Origin of the sequence: Streptomyces sp. NPDC051173 (genome assembly GCF_040689515.1) — a bacterium.
In the GTDB taxonomy this organism is placed as follows: domain Bacteria; phylum Actinomycetota; class Actinomycetes; order Streptomycetales; family Streptomycetaceae; genus Streptomyces.
Window position 1 is genome coordinate 1 of record NZ_JBFBBD010000095.1, and the last position, 25,230, is coordinate 25,230.

At 72.2% G+C, this 25,230-nt stretch carries 24 protein-coding genes and 1 tRNA gene; 8 read left to right on the top strand and 17 right to left on the bottom strand.

What is annotated here, in order from left to right:
* Positions 1–237: 237 nt before the first annotated feature.
* The 3 genes from AB0435_RS30705 to AB0435_RS30715 form a co-directional block, all read right to left on the bottom strand.
* On the bottom strand, positions 238–420 hold the full coding sequence (locus tag AB0435_RS30705; RefSeq protein ID WP_366428451.1) for a hypothetical protein: 183 nt from the start codon (positions 418–420) through the stop codon (positions 238–240).
* Between the two features lie 90 nt (positions 421–510).
* Positions 511–1,398: an SDR family oxidoreductase gene (locus tag AB0435_RS30710; protein ID WP_366428452.1), complete on the bottom strand. Its 888-nt coding sequence runs from the start codon at positions 1,396–1,398 to the stop codon at positions 511–513.
* Positions 1,395–2,927, bottom strand: coding sequence for an NAD(P)/FAD-dependent oxidoreductase (locus AB0435_RS30715; protein ID WP_366428453.1), 1,533 nt, complete (start codon positions 2,925–2,927; stop codon positions 1,395–1,397). Before AB0435_RS30715 ends, AB0435_RS30710 begins: the two co-directional genes overlap by 4 nt.
* Positions 2,928–3,119: 192 nt before the next feature.
* Here AB0435_RS30715 and AB0435_RS30720 point away from each other — a divergent pair, with 192 nt between their 5' ends.
* Complete coding sequence (locus AB0435_RS30720) at positions 3,120–3,851, top strand: MerR family transcriptional regulator (protein WP_366005375.1); 732 nt, start codon at positions 3,120–3,122, stop codon at positions 3,849–3,851.
* A gap of 25 nt (positions 3,852–3,876) precedes the next feature.
* Here AB0435_RS30720 and AB0435_RS30725 read toward each other — a convergent pair whose 3' ends face one another.
* From AB0435_RS30725 to AB0435_RS30735, 3 genes are all read right to left on the bottom strand, one after another.
* Positions 3,877–4,224: a hypothetical protein gene (locus AB0435_RS30725; RefSeq protein WP_366428454.1), complete on the bottom strand. Its 348-nt coding sequence runs from the start codon at positions 4,222–4,224 to the stop codon at positions 3,877–3,879.
* Positions 4,221–4,568: a hypothetical protein gene (locus AB0435_RS30730; protein WP_366005377.1), complete on the bottom strand. Its 348-nt coding sequence runs from the start codon at positions 4,566–4,568 to the stop codon at positions 4,221–4,223. The genes AB0435_RS30725 and AB0435_RS30730 overlap by 4 nt, the downstream gene beginning before the upstream one ends.
* A 133-nt stretch (positions 4,569–4,701) precedes the next feature.
* Entirely contained in the window at positions 4,702–5,493 is a 792-nt protein-coding gene (locus AB0435_RS30735) for an exodeoxyribonuclease III (RefSeq protein WP_366428455.1), read from the bottom strand.
* Positions 5,494–5,560: 67 nt separating this feature from the next.
* Between AB0435_RS30735 and AB0435_RS30740 the strand changes: the two genes are divergently transcribed.
* Positions 5,561–6,046 (top strand): GNAT family N-acetyltransferase, encoded by a 486-nt coding sequence (locus AB0435_RS30740; RefSeq protein WP_366428456.1) that lies wholly within the window; start codon positions 5,561–5,563, stop codon positions 6,044–6,046.
* A gap of 132 nt (positions 6,047–6,178) precedes the next feature.
* On the opposite strand, the gene AB0435_RS30745 is transcribed toward AB0435_RS30740, so the two are convergent.
* The 3 genes from AB0435_RS30745 to AB0435_RS30755 form a co-directional block, all read right to left on the bottom strand.
* Entirely contained in the window at positions 6,179–6,688 is a 510-nt protein-coding gene (locus AB0435_RS30745; RefSeq protein ID WP_366428457.1) for a DUF1269 domain-containing protein, read from the bottom strand.
* Between the two features lie 70 nt (positions 6,689–6,758).
* On the bottom strand, positions 6,759–7,988 hold the full coding sequence (locus tag AB0435_RS30750; RefSeq protein ID WP_366428458.1) for a HAMP domain-containing sensor histidine kinase: 1,230 nt from the start codon (positions 7,986–7,988) through the stop codon (positions 6,759–6,761).
* 20 nt (positions 7,989–8,008) lie between these two features.
* Entirely contained in the window at positions 8,009–8,470 is a 462-nt protein-coding gene (locus AB0435_RS30755) for a hypothetical protein (protein WP_366428459.1), read from the bottom strand.
* Between the two features lie 262 nt (positions 8,471–8,732).
* Here AB0435_RS30755 and AB0435_RS30760 point away from each other — a divergent pair, with 262 nt between their 5' ends.
* Entirely contained in the window at positions 8,733–10,913 is a 2,181-nt protein-coding gene (locus AB0435_RS30760; RefSeq protein ID WP_366428460.1) for an alpha-N-acetylglucosaminidase, read from the top strand.
* 292 nt (positions 10,914–11,205) lie between these two features.
* Here AB0435_RS30760 and AB0435_RS30765 read toward each other — a convergent pair.
* The 7 genes from AB0435_RS30765 to galU form a co-directional block, all read right to left on the bottom strand.
* Positions 11,206–11,279, bottom strand: a tRNA-Ala gene (locus AB0435_RS30765).
* Between the two features lie 91 nt (positions 11,280–11,370).
* Positions 11,371–12,411 (bottom strand): hypothetical protein, encoded by a 1,041-nt coding sequence (locus AB0435_RS30770; RefSeq protein WP_366005388.1) that lies wholly within the window; start codon positions 12,409–12,411, stop codon positions 11,371–11,373.
* Between the two features lie 151 nt (positions 12,412–12,562).
* The gene (locus AB0435_RS30775) at positions 12,563–13,183 is read right to left on the bottom strand and encodes a GNAT family protein (protein ID WP_366005389.1); all 621 of its coding nucleotides are present in this window, start codon (positions 13,181–13,183) and stop codon (positions 12,563–12,565) included.
* Entirely contained in the window at positions 13,180–13,788 is a 609-nt protein-coding gene (locus tag AB0435_RS30780) for a MogA/MoaB family molybdenum cofactor biosynthesis protein (protein WP_366005390.1), read from the bottom strand. Before AB0435_RS30780 ends, AB0435_RS30775 begins: the two co-directional genes overlap by 4 nt.
* On the bottom strand, positions 13,785–14,306 hold the full coding sequence (gene moaC / locus AB0435_RS30785; RefSeq protein ID WP_366005391.1) for a cyclic pyranopterin monophosphate synthase MoaC: 522 nt from the start codon (positions 14,304–14,306) through the stop codon (positions 13,785–13,787). The genes AB0435_RS30780 and moaC overlap by 4 nt, the downstream gene beginning before the upstream one ends.
* Positions 14,307–14,379: 73 nt before the next feature.
* On the bottom strand, positions 14,380–15,717 hold the full coding sequence (gene glp / locus AB0435_RS30790) for a gephyrin-like molybdotransferase Glp (protein ID WP_366428461.1): 1,338 nt from the start codon (positions 15,715–15,717) through the stop codon (positions 14,380–14,382).
* 4 nt (positions 15,718–15,721) lie between these two features.
* The gene (galU, locus tag AB0435_RS30795) at positions 15,722–16,624 is read right to left on the bottom strand and encodes a UTP--glucose-1-phosphate uridylyltransferase GalU (RefSeq protein ID WP_366005393.1); all 903 of its coding nucleotides are present in this window, start codon (positions 16,622–16,624) and stop codon (positions 15,722–15,724) included.
* Between the two features lie 51 nt (positions 16,625–16,675).
* Between galU and AB0435_RS30800 the strand changes: the two genes are divergently transcribed.
* A complete protein-coding gene (locus tag AB0435_RS30800) occupies positions 16,676–17,299 on the top strand; it encodes a 5-formyltetrahydrofolate cyclo-ligase (RefSeq protein ID WP_366005394.1) in 624 nt (207 codons plus the stop codon).
* A 149-nt stretch (positions 17,300–17,448) separates the two neighbouring features.
* Here AB0435_RS30800 and AB0435_RS30805 read toward each other — a convergent pair whose 3' ends face one another.
* Entirely contained in the window at positions 17,449–20,367 is a 2,919-nt protein-coding gene (locus AB0435_RS30805; RefSeq protein WP_366428462.1) for a penicillin acylase family protein, read from the bottom strand.
* A 224-nt stretch (positions 20,368–20,591) separates the two neighbouring features.
* Here AB0435_RS30805 and AB0435_RS30810 point away from each other — a divergent pair, with 224 nt between their 5' ends.
* The 4 genes from AB0435_RS30810 (at position 20,592) to AB0435_RS30825 (ending at position 24,910) form a co-directional block, all read left to right on the top strand.
* The gene (locus AB0435_RS30810) at positions 20,592–22,091 is read left to right on the top strand and encodes a potassium/proton antiporter (protein ID WP_366005400.1); all 1,500 of its coding nucleotides are present in this window, start codon (positions 20,592–20,594) and stop codon (positions 22,089–22,091) included.
* 198 nt (positions 22,092–22,289) lie between these two features.
* A complete protein-coding gene (locus AB0435_RS30815; protein ID WP_366428463.1) occupies positions 22,290–23,567 on the top strand; it encodes an MFS transporter in 1,278 nt (425 codons plus the stop codon).
* A 66-nt stretch (positions 23,568–23,633) separates the two neighbouring features.
* Positions 23,634–23,972 (top strand): FmdB family zinc ribbon protein, encoded by a 339-nt coding sequence (locus AB0435_RS30820; protein WP_366005397.1) that lies wholly within the window; start codon positions 23,634–23,636, stop codon positions 23,970–23,972.
* Positions 23,973–24,061: 89 nt separating this feature from the next.
* On the top strand, positions 24,062–24,910 hold the full coding sequence (locus AB0435_RS30825; protein WP_366005398.1) for an S-methyl-5'-thioadenosine phosphorylase: 849 nt from the start codon (positions 24,062–24,064) through the stop codon (positions 24,908–24,910).
* Positions 24,911–25,230: the final 320 nt, after the last annotated feature.

Here is a 25,230-nt window from a genome sequence, read left to right on the forward strand (position 1 = left end):
CCTGGGTGACGACGGCGGTGTGGCCCTCGTCGTCCTCGAAGTAGGTTTCGCGGACCGTAACCAGCGAAATTCAGCCCGTCCGGCGTTTGAGGACAGCGCGCGAAGCGTGCTTCGGGGGTCTGGGGGCTTGCCCCCGGTTCCGGGAAGGGGCGGGGCTGGGGAACAAGCCCGCCGCAGGCGGCAAAGCCGAAAGCGGGTCCGTGGCTGAGCCCGGACCCGCCCCGCACAGCGCAAGCGTCAGGTGATGTCGTCGTCCTGGATGTCGTCGAAGGACTGCTGCCCCTGCTGCCTGGCCTGCTCCGCGCGCCGGCGCAGGCGCTCCTGCTCGCTCTGGCCGCGCTGCTTCGCCTCGTCCTGCTTGCCCTGCATCTTCTGCTTGGCCTGCTGGGCCTTGGCCTGCATCTCGTCCTTGATGCCCATGCTGTTCACTCCTCGTGGGGGGTGTGGGAGGGCGCCGAACCGCCCCCGGAACAGCGTGGCACGCGCCCTCACGGGCCGCACATCGTGCGACTACCCTCCGCTACCCCCGGCCCGCGCCTTCTCGTCGGCCGCTCCCCCGGCGCCCACAAGTCCCGCGCGCCTGCCCGACAGTTCGGGTGCGAGGCGGCGCATCTCGCGGCGGGCGCCCACGGCGATCAGCGCGGGCAGCAGGCCGCGCACGGGCTGCGTCGCACGCAGCCACCCCTGCCCGTAGACGTGCGCGGAGCGCCGTTCGATGCCCGCGACCAGCCGGTCGACGGCCGGGCCGAGGGGGTAGGTGCGGTTCGCGGGCCACGGCAGCCGCTCACGTGCCTTCCGCATCGCCGGATCCTCGTCGGCCCCGCGCACCATGTCGGTGTCCGTCCAGCTCAGATAGCCGACGCCGACCCGTACGCCCCGGTGGCCGACCTCGGCGCGCAGGCAGTGCGCGTACGCCTCGACGCCCGCCTTCGACGCGCAGTACGCCGTCATCATCGGTGCCGGGCTGATCGCCGCGAACGACGCGATCTGGAGCAGATAGCCGCGGCTCTCGGCGAGTGCGGGCAGGAAGGCGCGGCCGGTGACGGCGCTGCCGACGAGGTTGACCTCGACGACGCGCCGCCAGGAGCCGGGGTCGGAGCCCTCCAGCGGGCCGCCGGTGGCGACCCCGGCGTTGGCGACCACGATGTCCACCTTGCCGAAGCGGGCCTTGACCTCGTGGGCCACCGACGTCATCGCCTCGTGGTCGGTGACGTCGGCGTACCAGTGCGCGGCGTCCTCGTGGAGCGAGCCGGCGACGCGGCGCAGCTCGCCCTCCTCCAGGCCCACCAGCGCGACCCGGGCGCCGCGGGCCGAGAGTTTGCGGGCCAGTCGGGCGCCGATGCCGCGCGCGGCGCCGGTGACGACGGCGACCTGGCCGTCCAGCGGCACACGGCTCATCGGGCGGCCTCCGCGACGGCACGGGTGCGGCCGGCGGTGTCGGGGACGCGCATCACTTGGTACTCCATGAGGTCCACCTGTCGGGTGACCTTGCGGAATTCGGTGGTGGAGCCGGGCCAGACGGTGGTGTTGCGGCCGGCCGCGTCGAGGTACCAGCTGTCGCACCCGGTGTTCCAGACCGAACGCTCCAGCCGTGCCTGGAGCCTGCGGTTCCAGGCTCCCACCGCGGACGGGCGGGCGTCGAGCGCCACCTTGTGCGAGGGGCCGCCGAGGATCTCCAACTGCCGCATGTAGTCGACGAGGTAGTTCAGCTGCGACTCGATGATGAAGACCATCGAGCCGTTGCCGAGGCCCGTGTTGGGGCCGATGATCGTCATGAAGTTGGGGAACCCTGCGACGGTGGCGCCGCGCAGCGCGGCCATGCCGTCCTGCCACGCCTCGGCGAGCTTACGGCCGTCGGCGCCGGTGACCAGCTTGCCGATGGGCTGGTCCGTGACCCGGAAGCCGGTGCCGAAGACGATCGCGTCGGCCTCGGTCTCGGTGCCGTCGGCGGCGACCAGCGTGGAGCCGCGCACCTCGGCGAGCCCGGACGTCACCACGTCCACGTTGGGGCGGGTGAGCGCGGGGTAGTAGTCGTTGGAGAGCAGGATGCGCTTGCAGCCGATGCGGTAGCGGGGGGTCAGGGCCTCCCGCAGCGCCGGGTCCTCGACGGCCTTGCGCAGGTGGGAGGCCGCGAGCCGCTCCAAGAAGCGGAGTTCGGACGGCCGCTTGGTGAACAGGCCGACCTGTAACTCCCTTATCCCCCACAGCGTTCCGCGGCGCAGTACGCGGGTCGCGGGGACCTTGGCGTGCAGCCACTTCTCGGCTCTGGTGATCGGGCGGTCGGCGCGCGGCACGACCCAGGCCGGGGTGCGCTGGAAGAGCGTCAGCCTCGTCACGTCCGGCTGGATCTCGGGCACGATCTGGATGGCCGAGGCGCCCGTGCCGACCACGGCGACGCGCTTGCCCCGCAGGTCGTAGTCGTGGTCCCAGCGGGAGGAGTGGAAGACCTTGCCGGGGAAGGTGTCCAGGCCCGGCACGTCGGGGATCCTCGGCTCGGAGAGCGGGCCGGCCGCGGAGACCACGACGTCGGCGGTGAGCGGGCCGGAGGCGGTGTCGAGCTCCCACAGCAGGCGGCCGGCGTCCCAGCGCATGCCCCGCACCTGGGAGTCGAAGCGCAGGTGGGGCCGGATGCCGAAGGTGTCGGTGACCCGCTCCAGATAGGCGCGGATGTGGGGCTGACCGGAGAAGTTGCGCGGCCAGGCGGGGTTGGGGGCGAAGGAGAAGGAGTAGAGGTGCGAGGGCACGTCGCAGGCACAGCCGGGGTAGGTGTTGTCCCGCCAGGTGCCGCCGACGGAGCCGGCGCGCTCCAGGACCACGAAGTCGGTGATGCCCTCGCGGCGGAGCCGCACCGCCGCGCCCAGCCCGCCGAATCCGGACCCGATCACCGCCACCCGTACGTGCTCGCGCTGGCGCTCGTGCTCGGCCATACCGCCGCCTCCCGAAGCCGCTCCACCGCGCCAGCGTTCACTGGCACAGTCGCGAGCGTAAGGTAGCGCCCGCGCGAGCGATAGGGGTGCGGGGCAAGGAAGTTACCGTGGGTCAGGGGTGGCCGGGGCGCGGTGGCGGCGAACCCTCCGCAGCCCGGCAAGTGCCCGCCGGACACGGCTTAGGCTGCCCGCGTGACCACGGACGACAGCGCGCGACGCGCATACCGTACGGCGGAGCTGGCCGAGGCCGCCGGCATCACCGTGCGGACCCTCCGCTTCTACCGCGAGAAGAAGCTGGTCCCCGCGCCGCGCCGCGAGGGCCGCATCGCCTGGTACGGCCCCCACCACCTCGCGCGACTGCGCACGATCGGCGCGCTGCTGGAGCGGGGGCACACCCTCGGCGGGATCGCGGAGCTGCTCACCGCCTTCGAGGACGGGCGCCGCGCCGGTGAACTCCCGGGCCTGGGCGGCGCGCTGGGCACGCCCTGGTCCGAGGAGACCCCGGTGCGGCTCACCCCCGAGGAACTGGCCGGCCACTTCGAGGGCGAGGTCACCCCGGAGAACCTCGCCGCCTCCCTAGACATCGGCTATCTCACCGTCGACGGCGACGAACTCGTCCACGTCAGCCGCCGCCTCCTCGACGCCTCCACGGCCCTGATCCGGCACGGCGTCCCCCTCCCGGCGATCCTCTCCGCAGGCCGCGAGATCCGCGCCCACGCGGACGCGCTCGCCGAGACGCTCACGGCCCTGATCCGCGCGCACGTCCTCTCCGACGCGGCACCCGAGGAACTCCCCCGGGTGACAGAGGCCTTGGACCGCCTCCGCCCGATCGCACGGGCGGTGGTGGAGGCGGAGGTGTCACTGGCGATGGACCGACGGGTACGGGCGGAACTGGCGGAGTGGCTGGGAGAGGGGGAGGGGTGAGGCGGGGCGCATCTCACGGAAGCGCTCACCGGTCCGGGTACGGACCGGTCACTGCCAGAAGACCTCTTCCACAAACGATCTGCGGGTCTTCGGTCCGCCGCACGAACGTGTACTTCAACCAGCCGTGCCCGCAGTCGAAGTGCAGAATGCGAGGGCCCTTCGGATCGCTGGACCTGGCGGGTTCGACGAACATGTCCTCGGACATGCCGGCATCCGCGTCGATCCCGCGAAAGTACGGGTCGTCCGCCGTGACCAGCTCCGCACGGGCCGCGTCGATGATCTTCCGCACGCGCTCGGGCAGCGCGTCGCGTGCCGCCTGGGCCTTGAGGGTCCAGTCCATCTGCCAGGGCGGGCCCATGAACCCGTCGGTCACCGGCCGGGCTCCGTGCGGGCTGCCATGTGGCGGATGTTGGACGCTTCTTCCAGGAGTGCTCTGGCTTCCGTGGGGTCGGTGCACTCGTAGGCGGCGCGGTGTTCGGGGCCGGTGACATGGGCGTCGAGCCGCGGGTCGCGGGCAATCGCGTACTCACCCCACCACCGGGCCATGAAGGCGGGCACGGTGCTGATGTCGTACGCGTCGGCGACGTACCGCTTCCAGTGAGCGTCGAAATCGGGCAGCAGCTGGGGGGCGTGCTGAGCGATGGCTTCGCGGAGGGCCTTCGGGGTTCTCTCCGGCATGGGCGGGACGCCGGGCTCACCCACGGCAGCTGTGGTCATCGTGCCCCTCCATCCGTCCGGCCCGTGCTTCCTGGTGCGGGGGTCCGCCTTGTGCAGCCTATCGCCGCGCAGTCAGTGAGCGAGGGCGTACGGGACACGCACTCGAACCGTGCCCCGCTGCCCTCCCGTCGGGCTAGAGCTCGTACACCGCCGTCACCGGCGCGTGGTCCGACCAGCGGAGGTCATGGCTCGCCGCCCGCTCCACCACGGCCTTCACCGCGCGCTCCGCGAGGCCTGCCGTCGCCACGTGGTAGTCGATGCGCCAGCCCGAGTCGTTGTCGAAGGCGCGGCCCCGGTAGGACCACCAGGAGTACGGGCCGTCGACGCCGGGGTGCAGGGCGCGGACCACGTCCACGTACTCCCCGAAGACCTCGGTCAGCCAGGCGCGTTCCTCGGGGAGGAAGCCCGCGCTCTTGCGGTTGGCCTTCCAGTTCTTGAGGTCGGCCTCGGTGTGGGCGATGTTCCAGTCGCCGCAGACCAGCACCTCACGCCCGTCCGTTGCCGCCCGCGCGCGCAGCGCGACGAGGTAGGGCAGGAACTCGGCCATGAAGCGTTCCTTCTCGTCCTGCCGCTCCGTGCCGACCTCGCCGGAGGGGAGGTAGAGGCTGGCGACCGTGACGCCGGGCAGGTCGATCTCCACGTAGCGGCCGCTGCCGTCGAACTCGGCCGAGCCGAAGCCGACGCGCACCGCGTCCGGCTCGCGCCGGGAGTAGACCGAGACGCCGGCGCGGCCCTTCGCGGCCGCCGGGGCGTGCACGGTGTGCCAGCCGGCGGGCTCGCGCACGTCCTCGGGAAGCTGGTGGGCCTCCGCGCGTACTTCCTGGAGGCAGACGACGTCGGCCTCGGTGGCGGCCAGCCAGTCGACGAAGCCCTTCTTGGCGGCGGCGCGCAGGCCGTTCACATTCACGGAGGTCACGGTGAGCATTCCGGCACGATACCGACTTCCACGACACGCCTGCCGCACCCGTCCGTACGCCCGTACGATCCGTTGAATGCGCATCGTTCCCGTCGCCTACGACCACCCGGACGCCGTGAAGCTCACTGACCAGGTGCAGCTGGAGTACGCGGAGCGCTACGGCGACGGTGATCTCACCCCCATGGACCCGGCCCAGTTCGACCCGCCGCGTGGCCTATATCTCATCGCGTACGAGGACGACGGCACGCCGCTCGCCACCGGCGGCTGGCGTTCGCAGGAGGCGAACGACGAGGGGTACGCGGACGGTGACGCGGAGCTGAAGCGGATGTACGTGGTGCGGAGCGCGCGGGGGCGCGGCCTGGCACGGCGGATACTGGCCGCCCTGGAGGCGGACGCGACGGCGGCCGGCCGGCGGCGGATGGTCCTGGAGACGGGGACGATGCAGCCGGAGGCGATAGCGCTCTACGGTTCGTGCGGCTATGCCCCGGTCCCTGCGGAGCGGAAATTCGGCCTGTACCGCAATTCCCCGGAGAGCCGGTGCTTCACGAAGCGTCTCGGTTGACCAGAGGTCCGGGGCTGGTTTCAGCCCGTCCGGCGTTTGAGGACAACGCGGCGAAGCCGTGTTGCCGGGTCTGGGGCGCAGCCCCAGTTTCGGGAAGGGGCGGGTAGGGGAAAAGCCCGCCGCAGGCGGCGATCAGCCGCCCCCAGACGGCCGCTCCGCAATCGCCGCCTCCACCAATTCCCGCACCCGCTCCGCCGGATACCGCTCCAGCCCCGTCCCGAACGGCGACAGCGCCGAATCCAGGACATCCGCCCGGTCCTCCCCCACCTCCGCGATGAGCACCGTGCTCCCCGGCGGAACCTCCGCCGCCAGCATCTCGACGGCGGCGTTGGCCGCCGTCGCGTCGCGCGCGTCGTGCGCGCCTCCGATGAGGCCGCCCGCGCCGAAGCCGATCATGATGCCGAGCGGGCCGCCGAGGATGCCGACGAGGCCGCCGACCAGGCTGCCGACGGCGAAGCCGCGGGCGGTGCCGGTGTTGTCCTCGGTGTCGGGGAAGTCGAGGTCGCCCTCCGCGTCCCGGCTGATCACCGTGGCCTCGCGCAGTTTGATGTCGCCGTCGGCGTGCGCTTGGCGGAGCGCGTCGAGGGCGCGCCGCCCGTCGTGCGGGCCGTCGACATTCATGAACAGGACGTGCTCGTCCATCGTGACCGCTCCCGTGCGTCGGCTCAGGTGGTGCCTTCCACTGTTGCGCCTGCCCGGCCGGGCCGCATTCTCACGGGCTCCCCCCGTGCTCCCGCTCGCACACGGACGCGGTGAGGTCGAGGACGGCCTCCGCGCCGCCGCCGTCGGGGTTGGCGAAGGTCAGCCGCGCGCCCAGGACGCGGGCCTGCCCGGCGGCGATGGTCAGCCCGAGGCCGAGGCCGCTGCGGGAGCCCGTACGGAAGCGCTGCGGCCCGCCGCTGAGCAGCCGAGGCGGGAAGCCGGGGCCGCTGTCGCGTACGCGGACGACGGCGCCGTCGACCTCGGCGACGACCGGCGCGGCGCCGTGCCGGAAGGCGTTGGTGACGAGGTTGGCGAGGATCCGTTCGACGCGCCGCCCGTCGGTCTCGACGAGGCCCTCGCGCAGGACGCGCACCTCGACCACGGCGCCTTCGGGGACGGCGGTGGCGCGCACCGCCCGGCGGGTGAGCTCGCCGAGCGCCCGTACGTCGGTCTCCGCGTGCTCGGTGGAGCCGTCGAGGCGGGCGACCTCCAGGACGTCCTCCATGAGCCCGCTCAGCCGCCGGGCGCGTTCGCTGACCATGTCGGCGGGGCGGCCGGGCGGCAGCAGCGCGGCGGCGGTCACGAGGCCGGCCACGGGCGTGCGCAGTTCGTGCGCGATGTTCGAGGTCACTTCGCGTTCGGCCTGGAGGCGGGCGGCGAGGGCGTCGGCCATGGTGTTGACCGCGACGATCAGCCGGGCGATCTCGTCCTTGCCGCCCCTGGGTCCGAGACGGGCGGTGAGGTCGCCGTCGGCGATGCGCTCGGCGGTGCGGGCGGAGGCGTTGAGGCGGCGGCCGGCCACGGTCGCGAGGCCCACGCCGACGACGCAGGCGAAGGCGGTGCCGAGGCCGCCGGCCAGCCAGAGCACCTCGTCGAGGTCCTGGAGGTTGCGCATCTGCCGGGTGTAGGGGTGCTTGAGGACGATGACATCGTTGCCGAGGCGGCTGCCCGCCCAGAGCGTCGGTTCGGGGCCGCTGCGGTCCAGATAGGTGGCGCGCTTGCCCCTGTCGACGGCCTTCCGCAGCGGCCCGGGTATCCCGGCGGGGTTGATCAGGGTGTGGGGCCGGTCGAAGCCCGCGGCGTGGTCCTCGACGGCGGCGCCGAGCCGGGAGTCGAGGGAGTCGCGCGCGGTGTCGAGCTGGGTCCGGGCGGTGCGGTGGTGCACGACGAGGCCCATGATGACGGCGACCAGGGCGGCGGTGGCGGTGATGGCCACGCCGATCTTCGTACGCAGTCCCATGGCTGAAGGCTCCTCGGCGGCTAACGCTTGGGTATGTGGAGCCGCAGGTCGCGCAGCTCCGCCCGCTGCTCGGACGGCAGGCCCTCGACGTCGACCGTGGCGCGGCTGTAGTAGGCGGACCGGTCCTGCCGCACGAGGCCGCCGAGCGTGACCCTGGCGTCGTACGGCACGGTGGCGCAGCCGGGCGCGCACCAGGCGCCGCCGACCTTGCCGGTGCCCTCGGCGGTCGACCCGCCCCAGCTGCTCCAGCGCAGCCCGGTGAGGCGGACGGTGCCGGAGGCGGTGAACGTGGCGGGGCTGCGCAGCGGCGGCCGGCCCGCGCCCTCGGAGACGTAGACCGTGCCGGTGCCCGGCGAGGGGCTCGGCGCGGGGCCCTCCACCTTGAGCCCGTCCGGTTCCGCGCAGCCGCACAGCGCGCCCAGCAGCCCCAGGGCGAGGGCCAGGGCGCCGAGGGTCGCGATCGGCGTTCGCAGCGTGCGCACGAGTCTCCTCAGGCCGGTCGGGCGGAGACGGCCTGGGCCGGGTCCGCGGATCTTGTGGGCGGTGCTGCGGGTGGGGAGCGTCCCCGGGCTCCGGACGGGCTCTAGCAGGTCAGGGCCGTCCGGTGAGGCCATTCGGGCCAAATGTAACCGGCCTGGCTGGTTTGCCGACCGCGCCCTTGCCCGATGTCGCTTGTCAGCTCGTAGGATCACCGGGCTCAAGTGGTCCGGTCCGGTCGCCGCGGTGTCACGGTGGAGGTCACTCATGCATGTCGCCCGTCGTACGCTCCTGTGCGCACTCGCCGGATCCGCCGCGCTCGGTGCGGCCGGGCCGGCGGCCGCGGCCGGCAGCGCTTCCGGTGCCGCCGGTGCCGCCGCCGCACTCGCGCGGCTGCTGCCCCGCCACCACTCCCAGGTCACCTTCCGCACGGTGCCCCGCAAGGGCGGCGCGGACGTCTTCCGGGTCTCCGGCGGACCGGGCGCGCTCCTGGTGGAGGGCAGCACCCCGGCGGTGCAACTGACCGGATTCCACTGGTATCTCAGACACACGGCCCACGCCCACTTCTCCTGGAACGGTGCGCAGACCGCCCTCCCCGACCGCCTACCCGGCGTCCGTACCCCTTTGGCCAAGGCCGCGAACGTCGCGCACCGCTTCGTCCTCAACGACACCAACGACGGCTACGCCGGGCCGTACAAGGGGTGGGACTACTGGGAGCGCGAAATCGATGTGCTGGCGCTGCACGGATTCAACGAGGTGCTGGTCTACGCGGGCGCCGACGCCGTCTACCACCGGACGTTCGCGGAGTACGGCTACAGCGACACCGAACTGCGCGAGTGGCTGCCCGCCCCCGCCCACCAGCCGTGGTGGCTGCTCCAGAACATGGCCTCCTTCGGCGGGCCCGTCTCCCGCGCGCTGCTGGAACGGCGCGTGGCCCTGGCCCGGAAGATCGTGCGCAGGCTGCGCGAGCTGGGCATGACGCCCGTCCTGCCGGGCTATTTCGGCACCGTGCCGCCCGGCTTCACCCGGCGCAACCCCGGTGCGCGCACGGTCCCGCAGGGCGACTGGGGCGGCTTCCGGCGGCCCGACTGGCTCGATCCGCGCACCGCGCACTTCGGCCGGGTCGCGCGGACCTTCTACGGGGTGCAGCGGGAGCTGTTCGGGCCGACGTCGATGTACAAGATGGACCTGCTGCACGAGGGCGGCGATCCCGGGAACGTCCCCGTGGGCACCGCCGCGCGGGCCGTCGAGAAGGCCCTGCGCGCCGCCCACCCGGACGCCACCTGGGCCATCCTCGGCTGGCAGAGCAACCCGCGCCGCGAGATCCTCGACGCCGTCGACAGGTCCCGGATGCTGATCCTCGACGGCCTCAGCGACCACTACGGCAACGTCACCGACCGGGAGGCCGACTGGCGCGGCACGCCGTACGCCTTCGGGTCGATCTGGAACTTCGGCGGCCACACCGCGATGGGCGCCAACACCCGTGACTGGGCGACGCTCTACGACCGGTGGCGCACCAAGAAGGGCAGCGCCCTGCGCGGCATCGCCCTGATGCCCGAAGCCGCCGACAACAACCCCGCGGCCCTCGCCCTCTTCGGCGACCTGCCCTGGACGGACGGCCCGGTGGACCTGCCGTCCTGGTTCGAGGAGTGGCCCCGCTACCGCTACGGCGCCGCCGACGCCCACGCCGTACGCGCCTGGGACGTCCTGCGGCGCACCGCCTACGGCACCAGCCGCACGGACGGCTGGAGCGAGCCCGCCGACAGCCTCTTCGCCGCCCGCCCCGACCTCGCCGTCAGCCACGCCGCCGCCTGGTCGCCGGGGCAACTGCGCTACGACGCGGCCGAGTTCGAACACGCCCTGCCCGCGCTGCTCGCCGTCGCCCCCTCGCTGCGCCGCAGCAGCGCCTACCGCTACGACCTCCTCGACGTGACCCGGCAGTGCGTCGCCAACCGCGCCCGGCTGCTCCTGCCGCGCCTGAAGGCCGCGTTCGACTCCGGCGACCGGGCCCGCTTCCGCGAGCTCGCCCGCGAGTGGCTCTCCTGGATGTCGCTGCTGGAGCAGGCCGTGGCCACCGACAGCGGCCACCTGCTGGGCCGTTGGATCGCCGAGGCCCGTGCCTGGGGCACGACGGCGGCCGAGCGCGACCGCCTGGAGTACGACGCGGTCTCCCTGCTGACCACCTGGGGACCACGCCCGTCGGCCGACCGGGGCAAGCTGCACGACTACGCCAACCGCGAGTGGTCGGGCCTGGTCGGCGGCCTCTACCGGCTGCGCTGGAAGACGTACTTCACCTCCCTGGACACGGCCCTGTCCGGCCACCGCAAACCGAAGCCGGTCGACTGGTTCACCCTGGAGGACCGCTGGACCCGCGACCACCCCGCGTACCCGGTGAAACCGTCGGGCGACATCGTACGAATCGCCCACGCGGTGGCGGCGAGGCTTTAAGCGGGCCCGCGTCCGCTCAGCAGTGGATCGAGGGTCCGTTCTGCCGCGTGAGGCTGTCGTCGGACATCCAGCCCGCCGTACTGGCGCCTGCTGTGCGGACGTAAGTCCATTCGTCGCCGTACGCGTTGGCGACGTAGCAGCGATACCAGAGCTTCGTTCTGCCCGACGGGACCGGCCCGGTTCGAGCGCGAGCGGGAGCAGTCCCGGAAACACGAAAAGCCCGCCTGATCGGAACGATCAGGCGGGCTTTTCGTCAACTCTCCCTGAGCGAACTCAAGAACAGTCGTTGCGGTGGACCTGAGGGGATTCGAACCCCTGACCCCCTCGATGCGAACGAGGTGCGCTACCGGACTGCGCCACAGGCCCTTGCAACGAGTGAAACTCTAGCACCTCCATCCGGGTGCTCGGAAATCCGCTCCCCCGCTGGTCAGCGGCGCGGGCCGCGGGGGTGCGGCGATCACTCGTTGGCGGCGCGCGGACGCTCGTCGTCGGCGTACTGGTCGAACAGCGGAGTGCGGCCGCGCTCGCGGGGACGGCGGCGGCCACGGCCGGAGCGGCGGTCGTCCGCGGGGCGGCGGCCGGTCGGTTCGGCGGTGCTGGAGCGGGCCGAGCTCCAGGTGTCCGGGGCGCCGAGGTCGACGCTGTCCCCGGCGCGCGGGGCGACCGGCGCGGTGACGTACGTCGGCAGCGGCACCGGCACGGGCTCCCAGCCCCCGCCCGCACCCCGGTCGCGCTGCTGGTCGACCCACTCGGCGTGGTCGGTCTGCTCGACCAGCGCGCGGCGGCCCGCCGTGGCCGAGGGCTCGGCGGGCGGGGCGGGCGCGGGCGCCGGGTGGGTGACGGTGTCCTCAAGAGGTGCGGCGGCGGTCACGGGGTCCGGCGCCGCCTGGCGAGGGCGGGGGCGGCCCTCGCGGAGCCGCTGCGCGGCGAGTTCGGCACGGCGCTGGTCCATGGTGAAGACGAACCGGCGCCGTTCCTGCGTGCGCAGATAGACGATGTACGCGCTGAGCAGCAGGGCGGGCAGGGCCGGGGCCCACAGGAACGCCAGCCCGCCGACGCCCGCGACGACCGCGCCGAGCGTGAAGGCGAGGAAGAGCACCACCGTGGTGCGGCGGCGGCGCGCGAGGACCTTCGAGCGCCGGGCGCGCTCGGCGGCCGACAGGGAGGGGTGCGGCACCCCGGGGGGCGCGCCGGCCGACTGGTGCGCGGGCGCGCCGAAGGGCCGGACGTCGACCGTCTCGGTCGGCGCTTCCGGCTCGGGCCCGCGGGCGTCCGCGGGCTCGCCGGGGTCCGGCGCGTCGTCGGTCGCGCGCCCTTCCAGACCCTTGGCGTAACGGCGCTCCATGCCCGCCCGTCCGGACAGCAGCCGGATGGCGGTGCTGAAGCGTTCCGTCGGACGGGCTTCGTTGAGCTCGTCCTGCCTGCGGAGCCACATCGGCACCAGATAGGCGGCCCAGGCCCCGACGATGACTGCGTAGATGAGGCCACTGCTGCTCACACTTCACACCGTAGAGGGGTGCACGCGAGGGATTCCGCCAATTGGCCCGGTGTGTCGCACGATCCGGCTGATATCTCGAACTTTTTTTGTGATTGTTGGGACCGGAACTTCTCGAATACTGTCAATTGGCAGTCAAATTCGAACGTTTATTTTATTTGTGAGAGGTGCTGGGCCGGGACCGGTGCCAGTGCGCCAGCAGCCCGCCCGGGACCTCCTCGGCGGTCAGGGCGTAGACGAGGTGATCGCGCCAGGCGCCGTCGATGTGGAGGTAACCGGGGCGCAGGCCCTCCTCCCGGAAGTCGAGCTTCTCCACCACCCGCCGGCTGGGGAGGTTCTCCGGCCGGATGCACACCTCGACCCGGTGCAGCCCGATGCGGTGGAAGCAGTGGTCGACGGCGAGCGCGACGGCGGTCGGCATGACGCCCCGGCCCGCGACGGCCGCGTCGACCCAGTAGCCGATGTGGGCCGAGCACATCGAGCCCCAGGTGATGCCCGCCACGGTCAGCTGACCGGCCAGCCGCCCCTGGTACTCGATGACGAAGGGCAGCATCCGCCCCGCGTGCGCCTCGGCCCGCAGGTGGCGGACCATCTGCCGGAAGGTGGGGCGCTGGGTGACCGGGCCGCCCGGCGGGGGCGGCGGGATCGTGGCCTCCCAGGGGCGCAGCCAGTCGCGGTTGCGGCGGTTGACCTCGCGCCAGGCGTGCTGGTCGCGCAGCTTGATCGGCCGCAGGAGGACATCGCCGTCCCGCAGCTCGGCGGGCCAGGCGCTCATGCGGGCGTCCGGGGGCCGTCCGCGGGCGGGCGCGGCGGCCGGGGCGCGCCGTCCGCGTCTCCCCCGCCGGAGTATCCGCCGGGATGGCCGCCGGGGTGATCGCCGCCGTGGAGCTGATCCACGGCGTGGAGGAGGATCCGCTCCAGTACGGCCAGCCCGTCGCGGACGCCGCCGGTGGAGCCGGGCAGGTTCACGATCAGGGTGTGGCCCGCGACCCCGGCGAGGCCCCGGGAGAGCGCGGCCGTGGCGACCTTCGCCAGCCCCTCCGCCCGGATGGCCTCGGGGATGCCGGGGATCTCGCGGTCGAGGACGCGGCGGGTGGCCTCGGGGGTACGGTCGGTGGGCGAGATGCCGGTGCCGCCGGTGGTCAGCACCACGTCGTACGCCTCCCGCACGGCGTCCCGCAGTGCGGCCTCGACGGGGTCGCCGTCGGGGACCACCCGCGGGCCGTCCACGGCGAACCCGAGGGCTTCAAGACCGGCGACCAGCAGCGGGCCGCCGCGGTCGGCGTAGACCCCGGCGGCGGCACGGTTGGAGGCGGTCACGACGAGGGCCCGGCGGCCCTCCGGCGCGGTGCGTCCGGCGCCCGCGTGCGCGTCCGTCACTCCCCCGCCCCTTCCCGCTCCGCCCGGGTCCACGGGCCCGACTTGCCGCCGGTCTTCTCCTCCACCCGGACGTCCGTGATCACGGCGCCCTTGTCGACCGCCTTGACCATGTCGACGAGCGTGAGGGCGGCCACCGTGACGGCGGTCAGGGCCTCCATCTCCACGCCCGTGCGGTCGGTGGTCTTCACCGTGGCGAGGATCCCGACGGCGTCGTCGTCGACGGTCAGGTCGACCTTGACGCCCGAGACGGCCAGCGGGTGGCAGAGCGGGATCAGCTCGGGGGTGCGCTTGGCCCCCATGATGCCCGCGATGCGGGCGGTGGCGAGCGCGTCGCCCTTGGGGACGCCCTCACCCCGCAGCAGCTCCACGACGCGGGGCGAGACGAGCACCCGGCCGCTCGCCCGCGCGGTGCGGGTGGTGACGTCCTTGGCGGAGACGTCGACCATCCGGGCCGCGCCCGCGCTGTCGAGGTGGGTGAGGCCTGTCGGCCGCGGAAGGGGGTCCTGGGCGCTGCTCATCGTTCTCCTGGTCCGGTCCGTTCGGGCAGACACCGTATCGGGCAGCGCGGGCGGCGGATCGGTGCAGGTCCGGTCAGTCGAGGAGGATCACGTCGAGCTCGGTGCCCGCCTCCACGGAGGTGGTGTCCTCCGGGACGACTATGAGGGCGTTGGCGTCCGCGAGGGCCTTCACCAGATGGGACCCGGCACCGCCGACGACCTCGACCGTGCCGTCCTCGTACCGGGCGCGCAGGAACTGGCGGCGGCCCGCCGGGGAGGAGGCGACGCCCTCGGCGCACACGGCGCGCACGGTTGCGCGGTCGTGGGGTTCGAGCCCCATCAGGGCGCGGATCGCGGGCCGGGCGAAGAGCTCGAAGGAAACGTACGAGCTGACGGGGTTGCCCGGCAGGGCCAGCAGCGGGACGCGGTCGGGGCCGATACGGCCGAAGCCCTGCGGCTTGCCCGGCTGCATGGCCAGCGTGCGGAAGGAGACGCTGCCCTCGTCGCCGGCCAGCTCGGAGAGCGCCTCCTTGACCACGTCGTAGGCACCGACGCTGACGCCGCCGCTGGTGACGACCATGTCGGCGCGGATGAGCTGGTCCTCCAGGGTGGAGCGCAGCGTCTCGGCGTCGTCGTCGACGGCGCCGACGCGATAGGCGATGGCACCGGCGTCACGGGCGCAGGCGGTGAGGACGAAGCTGTTGGAGTCGTGGATGCGGCCGGGGGCCAGCTCCGTGCCCGGCTGGACGAGCTCGCTGCCGGTCGACATGACGACGACGCGGGGGCGGGGCCGCACCCGCACGGTGGCCCGGCCGATCGCGGCGAGCAGGCCGATCTGGGGCGGGCCGAGGACCGTACCGGAGCGCAGGGCCAGGGATCCGGCGGCGACGTCGCTGCCGCGGGCGCGCACGTGGGCGCGGGCGGCGACGGGCCGGTGGACGCGGACCTCGCCGGCGGCGCCTTCGGGCGCCGCGCTGTGCGCGGCCATGGTGGTGGCGGGCCCGCCACCGGTGCCCCCGTCGGTCCACTCCACCGGCACGACGGCCTCGGCGCCCGGCGGCAGCGGGGCACCGGTCATGATGCGGGCGGCCTCGCCGGGCCCCACAGTGGGGAGTTCGCCGCTCCCCGCGGCCACGTCACCGATCACGGTGAGCACCGCGGGGAACTCGGCGCTCGCGCCCTCGACATCCGCCGTGCGGACCGCGTAGCCGTCCATGGAGCTGTTGTCGAAGGGTGGCAGGGCGGCGGGCACGGTGACGTCCTCGACGAGCACGCAGCCCTGGGCGTCCAGCAGTTGCAGCTCGATCGGCTCCAGCGGCCGGATCCGGCCCAGGACGTCGTCGAGATGCTCGTCCACCGACCAGAGGCGCTCCTCGACCGCGGCCGTGTCAGGGGACGTGCCGGCGGCGGATGTGTCGGCGGTTCTGCTCAAGGTGCTACATCTCCTCGGTGACGTAACGGCGAAGCCAGGCACGGAAGTCCGGTCCTAGATCTTCACGCTCGCATGCCAGTCTGACAATGGCACGCAGATAGTCACCGCGGTCACCGGTGTCGTAGCGGCGGCCCTTGAAGACCACGCCGTGCACGGGGCCGCCGAGCCCCGGCTCGGCCGCGAGGGCCTGGAGGGCGTCGGTGAGCTGGATCTCGCCGCCGCGGCCGGGCTCGGTCTCGCGCAGGACGTCGAAGACGGCCGGGTCGAGGACGTAGCGGCCGATGACGGCGTAGTTGCTGGGCGCCTCGGCGGGCTCGGGCTTCTCCACCAGGCCGGTGATCTCCACGACGTCCTCGACGTCGGTGGGCTTGACGGCCGCGCAGCCGTAGAGGTGGACCTGCGAGGGGTCGACCTCCATGAGGGCGATCACGCTGCCGCCGTGCTTGCGCTGGATGTCGACCATGCGCGACAGCAGGGGGTCGCGGGCGTCGATGAGGTCGTCGCCCAGGAGGACGGCGAAGGGCTCGTTGCCCACGTGCGGGGCCGCGCACAGCACGGCGTGCCCCAGACCCCGGGGGTCGCCCTGGCGGACGTAGTGCATCGTGGCCAGGTCGCTGGACTCCTGCACCCGCGCGAGCCGGGACTCGTCGCCCTTGCGCCGCAGGGCCTCCTCCAGCTCGTAATTGCGGTCGAAGTGGTCCTCCAGCGGCCGCTTGTTGCGTCCTGTGATCATGAGGACGTCCGACAGGCCGGCGAGGACGGCCTCTTCCACCACGTACTGGATCGCCGGCTTGTCGACGACCGGCAGCATCTCCTTGGGCGTGGCCTTGGTCGCCGGCAGGAAGCGGGTGCCGAGACCGGCGGCAGGGATGACAGCCTTGCTGATCCGAGAACGCGAATGAGTCATGGGCCGAACACTAACGGTTGAGATTGTGCGGAAGATGAGGCTCCACCGAGTATGACCCGAGACAGGGAGTTTGTACGAACAGTGATCAAAAACGAGGGTGACAAGGCCGAGTTGCGGCGGTCTTTCCTTGCGGTGAGAGCAGGGTTGACCATAGATGACCGCGCGGTCGCGGAGGCCGCCCTGGCCCGCCGCGCACTCGGTCTCCCGGAGCTCGCGGAGGCCGGAACGGTGGCCGCCTACGTCTCCGTGGGGAGCGAGCCGGGGACCCGCGCCCTGCTGGACGCCCTGCGCGAGCGGGGCGTACGCGTCCTCCTGCCGGTCCTGCTGCCCGACAACGATCTCGACTGGGCCCGCTACGACGGCCCCGGCCACCTCGTACGCGCCTCCCGCGGCCTCCTGGAGCCGGACGGCGAACGCCTCGGCGTGCACGCTGTGACGGGGGCGGACGCGGTGCTGCTGCCGGGGCTGGCGGTGGACGTCCGCGGCCTGCGGCTGGGGCGGGGCGGGGGGTCCTACGACCGGGTGCTGGCCCGTCTCTCCGGGCGGACTCCGGCGCGGGTGGTCCTGCTGTACGACTCGGAGGTGGTGGCCGAGGTCCCCGCGGAGCCGCACGATCAGCCGGTGGACGCGGCGGTGACCCCGTCCGGCGTGCGCCGCTTCCTGGGTGCGCGGTAGGGCCTCCGGCGGTTTTTTTCCCCAGCCCCGCCCCTTCCCGAAACTGGGGCTTCGCCCCAGACCCCGCAACACGCTTCGCGCGTTGTCCTCAAACGCCGGACGGGCTGGATTTGGCTGAGGTCAGCCGAATCCAGCCCGTCCGCCCAGCGCTACGGCTTCAGCGTGAGTTCCGCGTCCGTCGCCTTCTTCACCGCGTCCGCGCTGTACGCCCAGGGGAGAAGCTCGCCCTTCGCCCACTTGTCGGTCTGGTCGTAGTAGTGCGCGTTGTACGCGTGCCCGGACGCCCCCGTGAGGTTGATCCACCGCGACTTGTCGAGATCGCCGAGGTTGACGACCATGCGCATCGACGGCACCCAGATGACGTCGTAGCCGCCCGCCGCGTTCCAGCCGGCCGCGTTGACCGCGGCCTCGCCGCCGGCGAGGTTCCAGGGGCCGCGGTTGAGCAGCCAGCGCACGATGGCGGGGCCGTCCTTGCCGAGCGTCTGGTTCTTGAGGTTCAGCTGGTGGAGGCGGCCCCAGCTCCAGGAGTTGACGTCCTTGCCCAGCTTGGAGGTGAGCTCCATGCGGGCGTCCTTCATGGCCTGGGCCAGCAGCTCGTCACGGTTGTGCGCGCCGGCGTCGGGGTTGGCGCGGGTGCCGTTGGTCTTCCACCACGCGTCGTCCGGCTTGTCGAGGATGTTGCGGACGACCTCGAACCAGCGGTCGCCGCCGTCCGGCTGCGCCGAGTCCGGGTCGCGCTCGCCGCACTCGGTGACGAGCCGGGTGTTGCCGTCGAGGTCCTCCTGCGGCCCGGAGTCGTTGGCCGGGCGGACCCGCAGGCACTGGTCCTTGACCCGCAGCTCCTTGGGCAGCTTGTTGCCGAAGGAGAGCTTGAGGGTGTTGCGCCACACGGCGTTGAAGTACGCGGCGGCCGCGGAGTCGGCCTCCTGGGTGTAGTCCCAGCCCTCAAGGAGCTTCTGCGCCTCGCGGACGTACTTCGTCTCGCGCTCGTTGTCGCCCTTGAGGTCGATCTTCAGCAGGTAGGGGGTCAGCAGCTTGGCGATCTCGCTGGTGTTGTCCATCTGCATCTTCTGCATGTCGTCCGTCGAGATCTTGCCCCCGTCCTTGATCTTCGACTGGATGAGGTCGTTGATGCGCTGGCTGCGGGCGCCGTAGCCCCAGTCCGAGGTCAGCTGGTAGGGGTACTTCTTGTCGGCGACGGCCTGGTTGGCGGTCACGATGTAGCCGCGCTTGGGGTTGTAGTCCCAGGGCAGCTCGGCCTGCGGGATGGTGCCGGTCCACTTGTAGGCCGGGTCCCAGCCGGGCGCGGGGTAGCGGCCGTCGCCCTTGCGGACGGGGATGCGGCCGGGCGCCTGGTAGCCGATGTTGCCCTCGGTGTCGGCGTAGACGAGGTTCTGCGAGGGCACCTCGAACTCGGCGGCGGCCTTCTGGAAGTCCTTGAAGTCCTTGGCCTTGTCCAGGTCCAGCAGGGCGTCCATGCTCTTGCCGGCGTCGAGCGCCGTCCAGCGCAGCGACACGGCGTAGCCCTCGGCGCGGTCGGGCGCGGGGTCCTGCACGGGCGCGTCCTGGCCGACCTTGCCCAGCTCGTCGTTGCGGTCGGAGACCACCGGTCCGCTGTTGGTGGAGCGGATGGTGAAATCACGGCTCTTGCCGCCCGCGACCTTGATGGTCTCCTTGCGGGTGGTGAAGGGGACCTGCTTGCCGTCGTAGAGGTAGGTGCCGGCGGTGACCTTCTCCAGGTAGAGGTCGGAGACGTCGGCACCCATGTTGGTCATGCCCCAGGCGATGTTCTGGTTGTGGCCGATGACCACGCCCGGCATGCCGGAGAAGGTGTAGCCGGCCACGTCGTACGGGCAGGCGGCGCTGACCTTCGTGCAGTGCAGGCCCATCTGGTACCAGAGCGAGGGCATCTGGGGCGCCAGGTGCGGGTCGTTGGCCAGCAGCGGCTTGCCGGTGGTCGTGTACTTCCCGGAGACGACCCAGGAGTTGGACCCGATGCCGTTGCCGGAGGGGCCGAGCAGCGCCGGGATCTTGTCGAGGGTGTTGGAGAGCGAGGACAGGCCGCTGCGCAGCCCGCCGCCGGCGCTGCCGCCGGTGGTGGGGTTGGCCGAGCCCGCGCCGCCGGTGGTCCCGCCGGTGGCACCGTTCGCGCCGCCGACGCCGCCGGTGGTGCCGTTGGCGCCCCCCGTGGTCGCACCGCCCGGCTTGCCGGTCGTGCCCCCCGTGCCCCCCGTGCCGGTCGCGCCGGTCGTGCCGCCGGTCTGCGTGCTCTCGGACGGTGTGGCCGTGGGGTCGAACGCCTTCTTGAGCGGGTCGATCGCACCGCCGTCGACGATCGGCTTGTTCCGGTCGTACGGGTAGGCGGGGTAGAGCTGGTCGATCTGCTTGGGGCTCAGCCGGGTCGCGGCGAGCGAGCGGTCGATCTCGTCCTGCATGTTGCCGCGCAGGTCCCAGGCCATGGCCTTCAGCCAGGCGACGGAGTCGACCGGCGTCCACGGCTCGGGCTTGTAGTCGTTCTTGAACGACAGGGCCGCGTACTCGACGGACAGCGACTTGCCCTGGTGGTCCTTGAGGTAGGCGTTGACTCCGTCGGAGTACGCCTGGAGGGCCTTCTTGGTGCTCGCCGACAGCTTGGTGTCGTACTCCTCCTGCGCGACCTTCCGCCACCCCATCGTGCGGACGAAGGCGTCGGTCTCCACCTGCCCCTCGCCGAACATCTCGGAGAGGCGGCCCGCCGTCAGATGCCTGCGGACGTCCATCTCCCAGAACCGGTCCTGCGCCTGGACGAAGCCCTGGGCGCGGAAGAGGTCCTCGGCGGAGTCCGCGTAGATCTGCGGGATGCCGTTCCCGTCGCGCGCGACCTTCACCTGTCCGGACAGCCCCTTGAGCTGGAGCGTGCCGCTGGTCTCCGGGAAGGAGGCGCGGACCGTACTGACGCTCCAGTACGCGCCGAAGCCGACGCCCGCCACGAGCAGCAGCACAAGGGTGATCACGAGCAGGCGGGCGCGGCGGCCTTTCTTCTTACCGGACTTCTTCTTGCCGGAAGGGCCGGTCTTGTTGGCGGGCATCGCTGTCCTTAGAGGGGCAGGGTGGTCCTGGAGTGCTGAAGCAACCATAGGCGCAGCGCTCCGGACGCCCTGACGCGGAGTCCGGCGGGACAGTGACATACGTCGCTGTGGCCGCTATCACGCGTCAAGAACCCGTAAAATATTAGGTTAGGAAATGAAGTTCCGGTCGGCCGGAGGAACGTTTCGGCCGATATCCGTGGAAAGACTCGTGAAGGGACCGGCCCCTGACTGTCCACCACCTCAACGAACTCCTGCTGATCTGCTCTCTCGTGCTGCTCGTCGCAGTGGCGGCGGTACGGATCTCTTCGCGCAGCGGGCTCCCCAGCCTGCTCATCTATCTGGGCATAGGCGTCGCCATCGGGCAGGACGGCATCGGCGTCCACTTCAACGACGTCGGCCTGACCCAGGTGATCGGCTATGCCGCACTGGTCGTGATCCTCGCCGAGGGCGGCCTCGGCACGAAGTGGCACGAGGTCAGACCGGCGCTGCCGTCGGCCGCCGTGCTGTCCACCATCGGTGTCGCCCTCAGCGTCGGCATCACCGCGTCGGCCGCGCACTACCTGGCCGGCATGGACTGGCGGCAGGCCCTGATCATCGGCGCCGTGGTGTCCTCGACGGACGCGGCGGCCGTCTTCTCCGTGCTGCGGAACGTTCCGCTGCCGTCCCGGCTGACGGGTGTCCTGGAGGCCGAGTCGGGCTTCAACGACGCCCCCGTCGTCATCCTCGTCGTCGCCTTCTCGGCGGCAGGCCCGGTCGACCACTGGTACGTCCTGGTCGGCAACATCGCCCTGGAGCTGGCCATCGGCGCCGCCATCGGCCTCGCGATCGGCTTCCTCGGCGCGTACGGCCTGCGGCACGTCGCCCTGCCCGCCTCCGGCCTCTACCCGATCGCCGTGATGGCCATCGCGACCGCGGCCTACGCGGGCGGCGCGCTCGCCCACGGCTCCGGCTTCCTGGCCGTCTATCTGGCCGCGCTGATACTCGGCAACGCCAAACTGCCGCACTGGCCGGCCACCCGCGGCTTCGCCGAGGGGCTCGGCTGGATCGCCCAGATCGGCATGTTCGTCCTGCTCGGCCTGCTCGTCACCCCGCACGAGCTGGGCGACGACATCCTGCCCGCGCTCATCGTCGGCCTGGTGCTGACCGTGGTCGCCCGGCCGGTGTCGGTGTTCCTGAGCACCGCGCCCTTCCGTACGCCCTGGCAGGAGAAGGTCCTGCTGTCCTGGGCGGGGCTGCGCGGGGCGGTGCCGATCGTCCTGGCCACCATCCCCATGGTGGCCGGGGTGAACGACAGCCGGACGATCTTCAATATCGTCTTCGTGCTCGTGATCGTCTACACCCTGGTGCAGGGCCCGACGCTGCCCTGGCTCGCCAGGCGGCTGCGGCTGGGCGAGACGGAGCCGGAGGACCTGGGCATCGAATCGGCGCCCCTGGAGCGGCTGCGCGGCCATCTGCTGTCCGTCTCCGTCCCCGAGGGGTCGAAGATGCACGGCGTGGAGGTCGGGGAGCTGCGGCTGCCCGCCGGGGCCGCTGTGACCCTCGTCGTACGCGACGGCAAGAGCTCCGTACCGGGGCCCACGACCGTGCTGCGCCTGGGCGACGAGCTGCTGGTGGTGGCCACCGACCCGGTGCGCGACGCGGCGGAGAAACGGCTGCGGGCCGTGAGCGAGGGAGGCAAGCTTGCGGGCTGGCTGGGGACACCCGGTACGCTGAAGGGGAAGTAACCTCGTTATTTCCCATTTTTCTGACCGAACCAACTCTGCCTGATGCAGGGCTGGCGCGACCGCACGGCGGCCGCGGTCGCGCGACACAAGGCGGCCGGCACGGCATCTACCACGGTCCTGCGCGAGAGGACAGCTCTCGGCGCGCTCCGTGCGGTGTCCCGTGCGGTGCGCGCTACCAGGCGGCGGAAAGGCCCGGCCGTGGCATCCACGGTCAACGACCACGCCGAGGCACGACCCGGATACGGCCAGCTGCTGCGCACGCGCGGCGCCTGGACGTTCCTGCTTCCCGGCTTTCTGGCCCGGCAGCCCTTCGCGATGCTGACCATAGGCATCCTGCTGCTGGTCGAGCACACCACCGGCTCGTACGGCACGGCGGGCGCCGTCTCGGCGACCGCCGGTGTCGCGATGGCGCTGTTCGCCCCGCAGGGCGGCAAGCTCGCGGACCGCTTCGGACAGGGCAAGGTGCTGCTGCCCGGCGTGGTCGTGCACGCCGCGGCGATCTCCCTGCTGATCACCCTGGCACTGGCGGACGCACCGCTGTGGGCGCTGTTCGCCGCGGCGGTGCCCGCCGGCGCGTCCACCCCGCAGATCGGGCCGATGGTCCGGGCCCGCTGGGCGGCCAAGCTGGACGGCTCGCCGCTGATGTCCACGGCGGCGGCCTTCGAGTCGGTCACCGACGAGTTCACCTTCGTGATCGGCCCGGTGCTGGCCACCGCACTGTGCACCGGCGTCCACCCGGCCGCGGGTCTGATCACCGAGGCGGTGCTGACGCTCGTCGGCGGCCTGCTCTTCGCCTCCCAGCGGCGCACCCAGCCCGTGCCGAGCCGCTCGGCCTCCGGGAGCCGTGAGAAGACCGCCTCGGCGCTGTCCGTGCCCGGCGTCCGTGTCCTCGCGATCGCCTTCCTGGGCATCGGTTCCGTCTTCGGCGGCATGCAGGTGTCGATGACGGCCTTCACCAAGGAGCTTGGCGAGCCGGGGCTCAACGGCCTGATGTACGGCACGTTCGCGGCCGGCAACATGATCGCGGGCATCGTCTGCGGCGCCGTCGCCTGGAAGGTCAGCCCGCAGCGCCGCCTGCTGGTCGCCTACCCGCTGCTGGCGCTGGCCACCACCCCGCTGTGGGCCGCGGACGCGCTGCCGCTGCTGGGCGGGCTCGGCCTGCTCGTCGGCCTGTTCATCGCCCCGGCGCTCATCACCGGCTACACGCTGGTGGAGTCGCTCGTCCCGCCGACCGCCCGTACGGAGGCCTTCACCTGGCTGACCGGCGCGGTCGGCCTCGGCCAGGCGGCCGGTGCCAGCATCGGCGGCCGGGTGATCGATTCGCACACCGCCAGCTCCGGATTCCTGATCCCGCTGGTCGGTACGGTCCTGGCCCTGGCGGTCCTCCTCACGCTGCGCAAGGCGCTCACACCGAAGGCCGAATCGCTCATCGCCGCACGTGGGGTGGGTCACCGCGAGGCCGTATCGGTGGACTGACGCGCCGGAATACTGCACTATGGAGCGTCGTTAGCACTCATTGAGTGAGAGTGCCAGGAGGATCAAGTGCCGACTTACCAGTACCAGTGCACCGAGTGCGGCGAGGGCCTCGAGGCGGTGCAGAAGTTCACCGATGACGCCCTGACCGTGTGCCCGAGCTGTGATGGACGCCTGAAGAAGGTGTTCTCCGCGGTCGGCATCGTCTTCAAGGGCTCCGGCTTCTACCGGAACGACAGCCGCGGCTCGTCGTCCAGCAGCAGCCCGGCGAAGACTTCCACGTCCTCGTCCACCTCGAAGAGCGGCTCGGACTCCTCGTCGGCCTCTTCTTCCTCGACGTCTTCCTCTTCGGCGTCGACTTCGTCTTCGAGCACCGCCGCGTCGAGCAGCAGCACGTCCGCCGCCTGACGGCGCACCCTGGCGCTCCGGAGCCCGCGAACTCTCCCCGAGGGGTCGCGGGCTCCTGCCGTTCCCGGGTGCGCCGTTAGGGTGGCCGCATGGTCGAGATGGGTACCGCACAGGCGGACATAGGCGTGATCGGCGGGTCGGGGTTCTACTCCTTCCTGGAGGAAGTGACCGAGGTCACGGTCAAGACGCCCTACGGGTCGCCCAGCGACTCGCTCTTCATCGGTGAACTGGCCGGACGGAAGGTCGCCTTCCTGCCCCGCCACGGACGCGGCCACCACCTGCCTCCGAACCGCATCAACTACCGCGCCAACCTGTGGGCCCTGCGCTCCGTCGGCGTGCGCCAAGTGCTCGGCCCCTGCGCGGTCGGCGGGCTGCGGCCGGAGTACGGGCCGGGCACCCTGCTCGTGCCGGACCAGCTCGTGGACCGCACCAAGAACCGCGTACAGACCTTCTTCGACGGCGAGCCCCTGCCCGACGGCTCGGTGCCCAACGTCGTCCACACCACCTTCGCCGACCCCTACTGCCCCGCCGGCCGCGCCGTCGCCGTGGCCGTCGCCCGCGGCCACGGCTGGAACCCCGTCGACGGCGGCACCATGGTCGTCATCGAGGGCCCCCGCTTCTCGACCCGCGCCGAATCCCGCTGGCACGCCGCCCAGGGCTGGTCGGTCGTGGGCATGACGGGCCACCCGGAAGCGGTCCTCGCCCGCGAACTGGGCCTCTGCTACACGTCCATGTCCCTGGTCACCGACCTCGACGCGGGCGCGGAGACGGGTGACGGCGTCTCGCACGACGAGGTGATGCGGGTCTTCGGGGAGAACGTCGGGCGACTGCGCGAGGTCCTGTTCGCGGCGGTCTGCGCGTTGCCGGAGACGGGGGAGAGGGCTTGTCTGTGTGCGGGTGTTCATGAGGGGTGGGATCTGGGGATCGAGTTGCCGTAGCTCTCCAGTCGCCGGCCGGGCTGGTGTTGGTTGCCGGGCCGGGGGTGTGACCTCCGGGCTGAGGACCTGGAACGCGGTGCGTGGCGCCGTCAGGCGCATTGAGTGCCGTGACATCGCACCGCGTTCCAGAACCCCACCCTCCGGCCCCACCCCCTCCGCCGGTGGGTGACGTCAGGGCCGGTGGGTGCGCCCTTCTTCCCGCCGGGTGCGCCGCTCTTTTCTTTTCAGCCCGTTGGGGGCACCTCCCAGCGGTAGCTGGGGGAGTTTGAGGACAACGCGCGAAGCGTGTTGCGGGGTCTGGGGCGCAGCCCCAGTTTCGG